Raw genomic sequence first — 12,090 nt, 5'->3', positions numbered from 1 at the left:
CTTAGGCTTTTTCGCCGTCGTCGCCGTCACCGTCGTCTCCGCGCGGGGGATCCAGCGTGTCTGTGCCTGCTGCTCCGTCGGTGTCGGCGTCGGCATCAGCGTCGGCGTCAACGACGGAGTCGCTGCCGGAAGCGTCGGGGCCGTTCTCCGGGTCCGTGGATTCCGGCGGAGTGGTCGCGCGAATCTGCACGTCCTCCTGGCCGTCCTCCGGGGCGATGTCGCGGACATCGTCCTCGTCGAGGTCGCCGAAGGTCTCCTCAGGCAGAGGCTTCGGCTTCGGGCTGAAGGTGAACTCGGCGTTCTCGTAGTCGCGCGGGCTGTCGGTCTTGCCGTCCCAGTTTGTGACGTCGACCTCGATGATCTCGCCGGCACCGATCTCGCCGAAGAGGATCTTTTCGGAGAGCACATCCTCGATTTCGCGCTGCAGGGTGCGGCGGAGCGGGCGGGCGCCAAGAACGGGGTCGAAGCCGCGGGCGGCGAGGAGGTTCTTGGCAGCGTCGGAAAGCTCGATGCCCATGTCCTGGGCGGCGAGGTTCTTCTCGAGGCGCTGCGTGAGCAGCTCGACCATCTCCACGATCTGCTCTTGGGTGAGCTGGTGGAAGACGACGATCTCGTCGATACGGTTCAAGAACTCGGGGCGGAAGTGCTTCTTCAGCTCGTCGTGAACCTTGTTCTTCATGCGCTCGTACTGGGCATCGGCATCCGTGGAGCTGTCGCCGGTGAAGCCGATTCCCACAGCCTTCGAGATGTCGGAGGTACCCAGGTTGGAGGTGAAGATCAAAACGGTGTTCTTGAAGTCGACATTGCGACCCTGGCCGTCGGTAAGCCGGCCCTCTTCGAGCACCTGCAACAGGGTGTTGTAGATCTCCTTGTGGGCCTTCTCGATCTCGTCGAAAAGCACGACGGAGAACGGCTTGCGACGCACCTTCTCGGTGAGCTGGCCGCCCTCCTCGTAGCCGACGTAGCCCGGAGGCGCGCCGAACAGGCGGGAGGCGGTGAAGCGGTCGTGGAATTCACCCATGTCGACCTGGATGAGGGCGTCCTCTTCACCGAAGAGGAATTCCGCGAGCGCCTTCGACAGCTCGGTCTTACCCACACCGGACGGGCCGGCGAAGATGAACGAGCCGGACGGGCGGCGCGGGTCCTTCAGGCCGGCGCGGGTGCGGCGGATGGCGCGGGAGACCGCCTTGACGGCGTCGTCCTGGCCGATGATGCGCTTGTGCAGCTCTTCTTCCATGTTGAGCAGGCGCGACGACTCGGACTCGGTGAGCTTGAACACCGGAATGCCGGTCCAGTGGGCCAGCACGTCGGCGATCTGCTCCTCGCCGACCTCGGCGATGTCCTCAAGCTCGCCGGAGCGCCACTGCTTCTCCTTCTCAGCGCGCTCTTCGCCCAGCTTGCGCTCGGTGTCGCGCAGGCCAGCCGCCTTCTCGAAGTCCTGGGCGTCGATCGCCGCTTCCTTCTCCTTGCGCACGTCGGCGATGCGGTCGTCGACATCGCGCAGCCCCTTCGGCGCGGTCATGCGCTTGATGCGCATGCGGGCGCCGGCCTCGTCGAGAAGGTCGACGGCCTTGTCCGGCAGGAAGCGGTCGTTGATGTAGCGGTCGGACAGGTTCGCAGCGGCGGCCAGCGCGTCGTCGGTGTAGGACACGCGGTGGTGCGCCTCGTAGCGGTCGCGCAGACCCTTGAGGATCAAGATGGTGTCGTCGATGCTCGGCTCGTCGACCTGCACGGGCTGGAAGCGGCGCTCGAGGGCGGCATCCTTCTCAATGTGCTTGCGGTACTCGTCGAGCGTGGTCGCACCGATGGTCTGGAGCTCGCCGCGGGCCAGCTTCGGCTTCAGCAGGGAAGCCGCGTCGATGGCGCCCTCGGCAGCGCCGGCACCGACGAGAGTGTGGATCTCGTCGATGAACAGGATGATGTCGCCGCGCTGGTTGATCTCCTTGAGCACCTTCTTCAGGCGCTCCTCGAAATCGCCTCGGTAACGGGAACCGGCAACCAGGGAGCCCAGGTCGAGCGAGTAGACCTGCTTATCCTTCAGCGTCTCCGGGACCTTGCCGTTGGCGATGTCCAACGCCAGGCCCTCGACAACAGCGGTCTTGCCCACGCCGGGCTCGCCGATGAGCACCGGGTTGTTCTTGGTGCGGCGCGAGAGCACCTGCATGATGCGCTCGATCTCCTTGTCGCGTCCCACGACCGGGTCGAGCTTGCCTTCCTTCGCGGCGGCGGTCAGGTTGCGGCCGAACTGGTCGAGCACGAGCGAGTTGGAACGCTCGCCGCCGCCACCGCGCGGACCGCCCATGCCGCCCTGGCTAGAACCGGCACCGGCAAGGCTCGGGCCGCTGCCCTGGCCTTCGGCGACCTCGGGGTTCTGGCCGTCGCCGCCCTCGTAACCCGAGAGCAGCTGGATAACCTGCTGGCGCACACGCGGCAGATCCGCACCGAGCTTGATCAGTACCTGAGCAGCAACGCCCTCACCTTCGCGGATCAGGCCGAGCAGCAGGAATTCGGTGCCGATGTACTTGTGACCCATCTGCAGGCCTTCGCGCAGAGCGAGCTCCAGCACCTTCTTCGCGCGTGGCGTGAACGGCACATGGCCCGTGTGCGGCTGCGAACCGCGGCCGATAATGTCGATGACCTCGCGGCGCACGTCCTCGAGGTTGATCCCCATCGACTCTAGAGCCTTGGCAGCAACGCCCTCGCCCTCCTGAATCAGACCGAGCAGAATGTGCTCGGTGCCGATGTAATTGTGGTTCAGGTCGCGAGCTTCCTGCTGGGCCAGCACGATCACGCGACGTGCACGGTCAGTAAACCGCTCGAACATGTGGCAACCCCTTTTTGGCTAAGTCTCTAAATTTAAGTTCCACCCACCATAACGCGCACGTACACGAGGCAATCCCGCCTCGAAAGGACAAAACAGAAAAACACCGTAAAACAGCAGCTCCTGGGGCTGTTCGCTGGTAGCGAACGGGGGGTGGGCGTCGTTAAGCGAAATGCGTAAATTAGATGGAAACGAAAAGGAGCTACCCAATGCCTATCAGTCTGTCCGGCCGCAATTTTCTGAAGCTGCTTGATTTCACGCCCGATGAAATCCGGTACCTCATCGATCTGTCGCGGCAGTTCAAGAACCTCAAGCTCGCCGGCACGCCGCACCGCTACCTCGAGGGCAAAAATATCGTGCTTCTCTTCGAGAAAACGTCGACGCGCACACGCTGCTCGTTCGAAGTCGCTGGTCACGACCTCGGCATGGGCGTCACGTACCTCGAACCCGGGTCGTCGCAGATGGGCAAGAAAGAATCCATCGCCGACACCGCGCGCGTTTTGGGCCGCATGTTCGACGGCATCGAATACCGCGGCTTCGGCCAAGAGATCGTCGAGGAGCTCGCCGCGAATGCCGGTGTCCCCGTTTGGAACGGCCTGACCACCGAATTCCACCCCACCCAAATGATCGCCGACATGCTCACCATCGAGGAGAATTTCCCGCAAGGACTGCGCGGCCTCAAGCTCGTCTACATGGGCGACGCGCGCAACAACGTCGCAAATTCCCTCATGGTCGTCTGCGCCAAACTCGGCATCCATTTCGTCGCGTGCGGCCCGAAGGAGCAAATGCCAGAGCAAGAGCTTATCGACGCCTGCACTGCCCTCCCCACCTCCGCCCCCATCACCCTCACCGAAGATGTCGACGAAGCTGTCACCGGTGCCCACGTCATCTACACCGACATCTGGGTCTCCATGGGCGAACCCGACGACATCTGGGAAGAACGCATCCGGCTTCTCGAGCCCTACCGCGTCACCTCCGCCGTCATGGCCAAAGCCTCCCCCGACGCCATCTTCATGCACTGCCTGCCGTCCTACCACGACACCAACACCGAAATCGGCGCTGACATCACCCAAAAATTTGGCATCACCGAAATGGAAGTCACCAACGAAGTCTTCGAATCCCCCCAGTCAAAGGTCTTCGACGAAGCCGAAAACCGCATGCACACCATCAAGGCCATCATGTACGCGACGCTCTCGTAGCCGTTTGCCCACGTCGGCTCGGCTGCGGGGCGCCCAATTCTGCACCGCGCACCCGGCAGCAATCGCTCCAGCTCGCCCCGGCTGAATCCGCCAAGTTTCAGCTCGGCGCAGCCGCGGTGAGGTATCTAGACTTTCTAGGCATGACGAACTCGCGCCCGCCCAAGGCTCGCCAGGTCCCCCGGCTATGGGATTACCCGGCACTCATCGTGCCCCTGCTGGAGATCGTCGCGCTTGTTTATCTCATCGCGGCCGTAGTTGAGGACACCTCGGGCACCGGGACTGACGCAGGATTCACCTCCGCTTTTGTCTTCGTGCCGTTGGTGGTGGCCCTGTTATTCGTCTTCCTATTGTCGTTTCCGCTGCTTTTTCTGCGCGTGACGAACTTCGTGGGAGACGTGGCGTTCATCGTCGCGGGAATCGTCCTGCCGATCGTGATCGAATTGCGTGCCGACGAGTCTTCCTCCCTCCTCGCCCTCTTCTCCACCGTTTTCGCGGTGGTGGGTCTTTCGCTCCTGCTGCGCCGAATCATCGGGTATGCCCTGTGGAAGAAAGGGAAACTCCCCCGCAAGTTCCGCCTCACCCAGGACGCGGACGACTCCCCCGCCGAGACTCCAGCCCGAATCACGAATCAGAGCTCAAACCAAGCCCCGCCGGCCCCAAGGCCTCCGAGTTGAACCAACAGTGATCCTCGGATCGGCCTTCGCGCGCACCTGTACGGCCGCGACCTGATGCGCTAGTTTTTCAGGCGCGCCGAACTGGCCGTGGACATGCCTGATTCACGCGATGAGCGTGGTCAGATCTTGTCTGCGGCCTTTTCGCTATTTCCCGAACAGTAGGTGCATGGCACCGTATTGGTGTGTCCTGTTCGGTACTGGTGTTCCGCGCGGTGAAACCCATGTCGGTGTCCCATCGCGCACCTGTATTCGGCCCCTGTTGTGTCTGCCGGGGTCATCATCGTTGGTGCGGTTGTGATACCTGCACAACACCGACAGGTTGTTCATGTTCGTCGGCCCGCCGCGGGCCCAGGATTCGATGTGGTGGACCTCGCAGTTATCAGCAGCATGCCGGCAATCTGGTACTGGACACGTCGTTAGTGTTGCTCGGGCGAGGTCGCGTTGTTTCTGATTGGCGAACCGTTTCGTGTTGTACAGGTTCACCGGACCTGCCTGCGGGTGGAACAACGCCACCTCGAGGTCTTTGGAGTGATGGTGCATCAGGTACTCCGCACCAGTCATCGTGGTGCCATCAGACAGGCCCAGGATGGTGTCGTCCCCTTGGCCGCCAAGGATCTTGATGTAATCCGGCAGCGGGATTTGCACCAGCGGGCGTGGAACAGCATCAGCGACAGCACCGTCCTTGTGGAGCAGGTCGTGGAATGCCTCGTACATCTGCGGGCCCTCAGGACGGGTGGCGTCGAGTTTTCGGCGCAGCGCGTACTCAAGAGCAGCGATATCCCGCGCATCACCAGTGGCACTAAAAGTGCGTTTACCTTTCCGTTCCTTACCGAACCGCACCGCCGACTCCGGTGCAGGTGTATCCACCTCAGGGACGATGTCTTTGGCGCGGCGCTTCAACGTCTCGTAGTTTCCACGCACCGACAACAACGCCAGGCGGATCTTCCACTTTTCTTTTTCGGTACCCAACGGGCGGATGCGTTGCTCGATGAGCACCAACTGATCCAACGACTTCGCAGTCTGGCGGGCAACACGAACAGCATTAGCCTGCTGGCGGGAAAACCGAGTCTTTCCGTAATAGACCTCGTAGACGCCCTTCCAATCGGCAACGCGGGTGGGGTTGGCGCCGGCGTCGACAAGCTGCTGGGCGTCGAAGCTACCCAGCAGGTCGATGGCGTTGCCTGCGCCGACGTGCGCCGCGAATTGGTTCATGACACAAACGTTAAACGCCCCGCAACCCATCGTCTACGAAACGATGTCTACTTCAGTAGACATCGCCCAAACGGGCAGGCCACAAGGGGCGCTAACGGGCGAAAAGGTCGCGGACAACTGGGTCCGCGAGTTCGAGGGCACCGGCGCGGGCGGCATCGGCGGTAGTGGCGGCGAGGGCGCGGGAGGCGATTTCGCGGCAGGTGGCGAGGTCGTGAAGCGCGAGGGCAACGCGGACGGCGGGAACCTTCGACGGAGCCATGGACAACGACGACACGCCGAGACCGACGAGGACAAGGGCAAGCAGCGGGTCGCCGCCGGCTTCCCCGCCCACGCCGATATCGCTGCCGGTCGCGTCGCCGCCGCGGCACGTTTCGCGGATCATGGAGAGAACGGCGGGGTGCCCCGGGGGCAGTAGCTCTGCGGGGGCGCCCCGCAGTCGGTCGGCGGGCATTGTGTACTGGGAGAGGTCGTTGGTGCCGATGGAGGCGAAGTCGGCAAGCGCGAGCAAATCAGCGGAGCGGATTGCCGCGGAGGGGGTTTCCACCATTATTCCGGCTCTCTGCAAGCCAACAGAACGACACTTATCGACGAACCACTCGACCTCCTCCCTCGTCCCCACCATCGGCGCCATGACCCACAGGTCGGACGACGGAACTGCTTCCTGTGCGGCGGCGAGGGCAACGAGCTGGTTGTCCATGAGGTCTTCCCGGACCTGGGTCAGGCGCACGCCGCGCTTGCCGAGGGCCGGGTTTTCCTCAGGGCCGAGGTCGGCGAAGGCAAGCGGCTTGTCGGCACCCGCGTCAAGGGTGCGGACGACAACGCGGCGGTCGCCGAATGCTTCCAGGACAGCGGTGTATGTCGCTGTCTGCTCCTCGACGGTGGGTGCTTCCTCGCGTCCCAGGAAGAGAAACTCAGTGCGGAAGAGCCCGGAACCTTCCAGATCCAAGGAGGCGGCGGAGACGGCATCAGCGGCGGTGCCGATATTGGCCAGCAGCTTCACCGGATGACCGTCCTTAGTGGTACCTGGACCGGCAGAACCGGCGAGGGCTTTTGCGCGGCGACGGAAGCGCCCCTCAAGTTCCGTGATGTCTTCAGGGGTCGGCGCGAGGATGACGAGGGAGAGGGAGGAATCGAGGGCGAGGGAGGTGGCGTCGATAAGCGACTCGGTGATTCCTGCGACCTTAACGACGGCTGGAATGTCGAGCTGCGCTGCGAGAATCGCCGTGTGCGACGTCGCGCCGCCCGCTTCCGTGACGATGCCCAAGACCTTGCTGCGGTCGAGCGTCGCCGTTTCCGCAGGCGCGAGATCGTGCGCGACGATGATGCTGGGCTCCATGAGATCGGGAATGCCGGGCTCGGGCAGCCCGCGGAGACGCGCCGTCGCGCGATCGCGAATGTCGTAGAGGTCGGTCACACGCTCGGCCAAGTAGCCGCCGATCTTGCGCAGCTTCTTCGCGTAGACCTCCACGGCGGCGTGAACAGCAGCCGTGACGCCTTTGCCGTTCTTCAGCTCCTTGTCGATGCTCTTGATCAGGCCGCGGTCCTTCGCCAATGCGGCGGTGGCCTCGAGGATCTCCTTGGCGTCGCCCACTGCATGCGCCGCACTCTCCGACAACCCGGCAGCGACCTGGTCGAGCGCTTCGCGCACACGCTGTCCGTCGACCTCCGCGTCCGCCGATGCTGGCTCATCCAGGTCGATTCCCACCGCCGGCGCCACTAGCACCGCAGGCCCCGACGCTATCCCCGACGAGACGCCGATGCCGTGGAGAACCACCCTGTCAGTCATTCGCGAACCTTTCCGTGGACGTAGCTAGCCATCGAGCCTACGCCCAAACAAAAGGACCTGGGCACCGCTCAGCTAGGAGCGCCCAGGTCCTCAAACGTGGTGACTGCAGCTACTGCAGCGGCACACCGTTCGAGTCACGGTCGTAGCCGCCGCTACCGGTGAGCACCATGATCATCTCCACCAGCGCCCACAAGCCGACCGCCGTCATCACAAAGAGGCCGATGATGAAGAACGACGTGATGAGACCAAAGAACATCAGTACCAGCTTCGTGACACCCAGGTTGTTCTGTCCCATGTAGAAGTTACCGGCGCCGAAACCGCCCAGGAAGAAGAACAACAAAGCCGCAACGGCCTTGCTCTTCGGCGGGTTCATCATCGGCGGGTACTGGTTGTACGGCTGCGGCTGCGCGTACTGAGCCGGCTGCGCGTACTGAGCCGGCACCGCTGCCGGCTGCTGCGGCTGCTGGACAGGCTGCTGACCCGGCTGTGCGAACGCCGCGTAGTAGTTGCTGGAACCTGCACCGGAATTATTCACGGGCATGCCGTCCCTGTCGTACTGCTGGCCGTAGGAGTTGCCCTGCCAGGAAGTGCTCATCGAAGTGGGTCCTTTCGACTATTCGAATAACAAGTCAGACTGTATCGTGCAGCCAGGAAAAATGCGAGGTCGCGGGAATGTTTTTTGCGCGGCTACGCTTCGGGGCGCACCATCGGGAAGAGAACGGTCTCGCGAATGCCAAGGCCGGTCAGGGCCATGAGCAGGCGGTCGATGCCCATGCCTGTGCCGGCTGTGGGCGGCATGCCCTGTTCCATGGCGGCGAGGAAGTCTTCGTCGAGGACCATGGCTTCATCGTCGCCGTCGGCGGCGAGGCGGGCTTGGTCTTCGAAGCGTTCGCGCTGGATGACCGGGTCGACAAGCTCGGAGTAGCCGGTGGCCAGCTCGAAGCCGCGGACGTAGAGGTCCCACTTCTCGGTGACGCGCGGCTTTTCACGGTGGTCGCGGGTCAGCGGCGAGGTCTCGACGGGGAAGTTGATCACGAAGGTCGGTTCGTAGAGCTGGTCGGAGCAGAGCTCTTCCCAGATCTCCTCGACGAGTTTGCCGTGGCCCCAGCCGGCGTTTTCAGGTACCTTGAGGCCGATTTCGGCGGCGATGGCCTTGAGTTCGTCGACGGTGGAGTCGATGGTCACCTCGGGCTGGCCGGGGAATTTGCGCGCCAGCGCTTCATTGAGGGACGGGTACATCTCCAGGACTTTCCATTCGCCGCCGAGGTCGTATTCGGTGCCGTCGGCAAGCGTGACGGTGGTGGACCCGAAGACTTCCTGGGCGCAGAATTGGACGGCGCCCTTGATGGTTTCGGCGCCTTCTTTGTAGGTGCCCCATGCTTGGTAGGTCTCCATCATGGTGAATTCCGGGCTGTGGGAGGAATCGACGCCTTCGTTGCGGAAGTTGCGGTTGATCTCGAAGACGCGCTCGAGGCCGCCGACGACGCAGCGCTTGAGGTAGAGCTCAGGGGCGATGCGCAGGTAGAGGTCGATGTCGAGGGCGTTGGAGTGCGTCTGGAAAGGGCGTGCGGCAGCACCACCGTGCAGGGTCTGCAGCATCGGGGTTTCCACCTCGACGAAGTCCAGGCCCGTGAGGTACTTGCGCAGCGCAGCAATCACCTTGATGCGGGTCAGCGCGTTTGTGCGGGCGTCCTCGCGCATGATGAGGTCGGTGTAGCGGTAGCGCACACGCTGCTCCTCGTTCATGTCGGCGAACGCGACGGGCAGCGGGCGCAGCGCCTTGGCGGCCATGTGCCAGGACTTCGCCATGACGGACAGTTCGCCGCGCTTGGACGCGATGACGCGGCCGCGCACGGAGACGATATCGCCCAGATCGGTGTCGGATTTCCAGTCAGCGAGAGCTTCTTCGCCGACTTCAGCCAGGGAGAGCATGACCTGGAGTTGGGTGCCGTCGCCTTCTTGAAGCGTCGCAAAGCAAAGCTTGCCTGTGTTGCGCTGGAACATGATGCGGCCTGCGACCGCGACCTCGTCCTGCGTCTCCTGGCCAGCTTCCAGGGTGGTCACCCCGTCAGCGCCAGATTCAACGACAGAGTATTTCTCGCGCAATTCGCTTAACGACGTCGTCCGGTCCACCTCCACCGGGTACGCGTCCTTGCCCTGCTCGAGGAGTTTTTCGCGCTTTGCGCGGCGGATCTGTTGCTGCTCTGAAAGGTCCTGGGTAGTCACGATGCTCTACCGTAGTCGCTTCTGCTTACCAATAGTCAGGAAGGGTCCACACAGGCGGGTCGTCGAGGTGTCCGTGCGGGGTGATCGTGCCGTCGCTTTCGATGGTGTAACTCAGCGCGTCGCCGGATGCGCACCGCAAGGTGTCGTCGTCCGGGTAGGAGCAGTGGTTCTCGTTGACGCGGATCGATTGGCCGGGGCGCAGGTCGCCCTGGCTGGGTCCGACGCCTTCGAACACGGTGTAGTGCATGCCGTCAGTGCCAGCGTAGATCGCGTCGGCCTTGCGCGGGGGCAGGGGGACGGCGGTGACGGTGGGGGCGTCGTTAGGCGTGGTGCCTTGGCATGTCGCGCCGTGCGGGCTGATGGCGCACGTGCCGGTGCGCGCGCCGAGATGGTACGTGAAGATGCTCATGCCAGCGCGTTCGTAATCCGCCGGGTCCACGGGCGTGTCCGCGGCGCGTGTCGTGGTCACCGTCGCCGTTTCGCTTTCCGGGCTTTCGCTTATCGACGACACATGCTCCAGCACCGGCCCCTGCGCCTCCTCCAGGTTCTGCGAGCACCCGGCAAGCGTCAGCGTCGCTGCCGCCGCTGCGGTAAGTGCTGTGCGCCGACTTCTAGCCACGCGTCTTCTCGCAGAGGTTCAAGTACATGCGCTTGCTCTCCGCCTCGCCGCCATTGACGACGAGCAAGTACTGCGCATCCTCCTTTTCCGGTGCGATGCGGTACGCCGGCGGAGTCACTCCCTCCATCTTGTAGGAGCGCGCCGAGCACACGTTGTTGCCGATGACCTCCGCGTCTCCCTCCGGCAGCTGCGCGTCGCGGTTCGCCTCCGTGCCGTAGTCGATGATGCTCACTCCGAGACTCTTATCCGAGCAACGAATACGCGCGTCCTCGCCGCTATTCGGCGTCATCGACTTGCACTTCATGCCCAGCCAGCCCTTTTGGCCGCTCTTTTCGGAGATGATCTGCGGGAAGGTATCCGCCATCTTTTCTTCCGTGGCGTTCCAGTCCTCGCCGCTGTTGCTCCACAGCCACCAGCCGCCCGCTGCGATCGCGAGGAGCACCAGCACGATCGCGCCGACGAGCCACGGTGATGCGCCCTTCTTCTCGGCCTTCGTCGCTACCTCGGACTGCGTGTCCTGCGCTGGCTGCGCGGGTTCGGCGGGCTGCGTCGGCTGCTGGACCGACTGCTGCTGCACAGGCTGGACCTGCCCCTGCTGGACTTGCTGGGGCTGCTGGGCCTGCCCCGGGTAGCCGTACTGCGGCTGGCTCTGGCTTTGGAAACCGTACTGGCCCGGGAACGATCCCGTGTTCGGACCTTGGTAAAGGGGGATGTTGGTCGTCGTCGGGAAAGAGTCCCAGTTCGGGGCCGCGCCGGGCGTGGACTGGGACGGCTCAGTCTGACCGGGACGCACCGCCTCGGCCTCCGGGTCCGTGTCCGGGAAATACTGCTTCGACTTGTTGCGTTTCGAAGCGGCCGCGGCCTTGGAAGCAGAGCTAGCAATAGAAGTGGAGCCTGCTGCAGCCGAGCCGAACTGCGACGTCGGAGAAGAGTCCGATGACGGGGCGGCGGCCATCTCCCGGAGGGCGGGGACGTCGATGGTGGGGGCGGTGGGGTCGTCGAGACGCGTGTCGTAGGTTTTCCGGCGGCCGGAGTCGCCGAGGATGAGGCGGGCGAGTTGGAGTTCGTCGCGGGTGGCGTCGTTAAGCGATTGCGAATTGAGGCGCTCGTCGATGAGTTTGCCCAGCGTTTCCGCGTCCTTGCCGCGGTCGAGTCCGAGCGAGTCGTAGAAATTGTGGTGTGCCAAAGCGGGGGTCCTTAAGCATGGCCGGGAAATGACGGAATATCTGCTGTATTAAACATATCGCGCGGTTTATTTTAAGGCTCAAGCCTGTCTCTTATAAAAATCTAGATGTGGAGAAGAGACAGAGCGAGGCCCTCGACGTTGGAGGGGTGGGGCTCCTGGGTGTCGAAGTCGAAGACGAGAAAAAAAAAAAAAAAAAAAAAAAAAAAAAAAAAAAAAAAAAAAAAAGTATTATAAATGGAGCTTTCCTTAATGTCGATTACACTAATGACTGTTTAATAGTGAGGTGTTTTCCCGTGGTGTGTATGTACGAGGGCGTTTTATGTTATGTTATTCTAGCTTTTTAGATCTCATATCTTGAATTTTGTGT

At 62.8% G+C, this 12,090-nt stretch carries 9 protein-coding genes; 2 read left to right on the top strand and 7 right to left on the bottom strand.

Annotation, left to right across the window (positions count from 1 at the left end; translation table 11 throughout):
• Position 1: 1 nt before the first annotated feature.
• Positions 2-2,824, bottom strand: a complete 2,823-nt coding sequence (locus tag J5Y21_RS08110; RefSeq protein ID WP_210574307.1) for an ATP-dependent Clp protease ATP-binding subunit — start codon at positions 2,822-2,824, stop codon at positions 2-4.
• Positions 2,825-3,030: 206 nt separating this feature from the next.
• Between J5Y21_RS08110 and argF the strand changes: the two genes are divergently transcribed.
• On the top strand, positions 3,031-4,020 hold the full coding sequence (argF, locus tag J5Y21_RS08105) for an ornithine carbamoyltransferase (protein WP_210574304.1): 990 nt from the start codon (positions 3,031-3,033) through the stop codon (positions 4,018-4,020).
• A gap of 140 nt (positions 4,021-4,160) precedes the next feature.
• Entirely contained in the window at positions 4,161-4,694 is a 534-nt protein-coding gene (locus J5Y21_RS08100; RefSeq protein WP_210574302.1) for a hypothetical protein, read from the top strand.
• Between the two features lie 144 nt (positions 4,695-4,838).
• Here the strand turns inward: J5Y21_RS08100 and J5Y21_RS08095 are convergent, their stop codons facing one another.
• From J5Y21_RS08095 to J5Y21_RS08070, 6 genes are all read right to left on the bottom strand, one after another.
• Positions 4,839-5,906: an HNH endonuclease signature motif containing protein gene (locus J5Y21_RS08095; protein WP_210574300.1), complete on the bottom strand. Its 1,068-nt coding sequence runs from the start codon at positions 5,904-5,906 to the stop codon at positions 4,839-4,841.
• A gap of 91 nt (positions 5,907-5,997) precedes the next feature.
• Complete coding sequence (gene ptsP / locus J5Y21_RS08090; protein ID WP_210574298.1) at positions 5,998-7,692, bottom strand: phosphoenolpyruvate--protein phosphotransferase; 1,695 nt, start codon at positions 7,690-7,692, stop codon at positions 5,998-6,000.
• A 109-nt stretch (positions 7,693-7,801) separates the two neighbouring features.
• Positions 7,802-8,287 (bottom strand): NINE protein, encoded by a 486-nt coding sequence (locus J5Y21_RS08085; RefSeq protein ID WP_210574296.1) that lies wholly within the window; start codon positions 8,285-8,287, stop codon positions 7,802-7,804.
• 92 nt (positions 8,288-8,379) lie between these two features.
• Complete coding sequence (gene lysS, locus J5Y21_RS08080) at positions 8,380-9,918, bottom strand: lysine--tRNA ligase (RefSeq protein WP_210574294.1); 1,539 nt, start codon at positions 9,916-9,918, stop codon at positions 8,380-8,382.
• Between the two features lie 25 nt (positions 9,919-9,943).
• The gene (locus tag J5Y21_RS08075; protein ID WP_210574292.1) at positions 9,944-10,537 is read right to left on the bottom strand and encodes a hypothetical protein; all 594 of its coding nucleotides are present in this window, start codon (positions 10,535-10,537) and stop codon (positions 9,944-9,946) included.
• On the bottom strand, positions 10,530-11,723 hold the full coding sequence (locus J5Y21_RS08070) for a hypothetical protein (protein ID WP_210574290.1): 1,194 nt from the start codon (positions 11,721-11,723) through the stop codon (positions 10,530-10,532). Before J5Y21_RS08070 ends, J5Y21_RS08075 begins: the two co-directional genes overlap by 8 nt.
• Positions 11,724-12,090 lie beyond the last annotated feature (367 nt).

Source organism: Corynebacterium sp. Marseille-P3884, from assembly GCF_017942225.1.
Classification (GTDB): domain Bacteria; phylum Actinomycetota; class Actinomycetes; order Mycobacteriales; family Mycobacteriaceae; genus Corynebacterium.
This window is presented reverse-complemented; position numbering and strand designations above follow the sequence as displayed.

Excerpts from the sequence above, each read along its gene's own strand:
- J5Y21_RS08110 (WP_210574307.1), bottom strand. The coding sequence starts at position 2,824 with ATGTTCGAGCGGTTTACTGACCGTGCACGTCGCGTGATCGTGCTGGCC.
- argF (WP_210574304.1), top strand. The coding sequence starts at position 3,031 with ATGCCTATCAGTCTGTCCGGCCGCAATTTTCTGAAGCTGCTTGATTTC.
- J5Y21_RS08100 (WP_210574302.1), top strand. The coding sequence starts at position 4,161 with ATGACGAACTCGCGCCCGCCCAAGGCTCGCCAGGTCCCCCGGCTATGG.
- J5Y21_RS08095 (WP_210574300.1), bottom strand. The coding sequence starts at position 5,906 with ATGAACCAATTCGCGGCGCACGTCGGCGCAGGCAACGCCATCGACCTG.
- ptsP (WP_210574298.1), bottom strand. The coding sequence starts at position 7,692 with ATGACTGACAGGGTGGTTCTCCACGGCATCGGCGTCTCGTCGGGGATA.
- J5Y21_RS08085 (WP_210574296.1), bottom strand. The coding sequence starts at position 8,287 with ATGAGCACTTCCTGGCAGGGCAACTCCTACGGCCAGCAGTACGACAGG.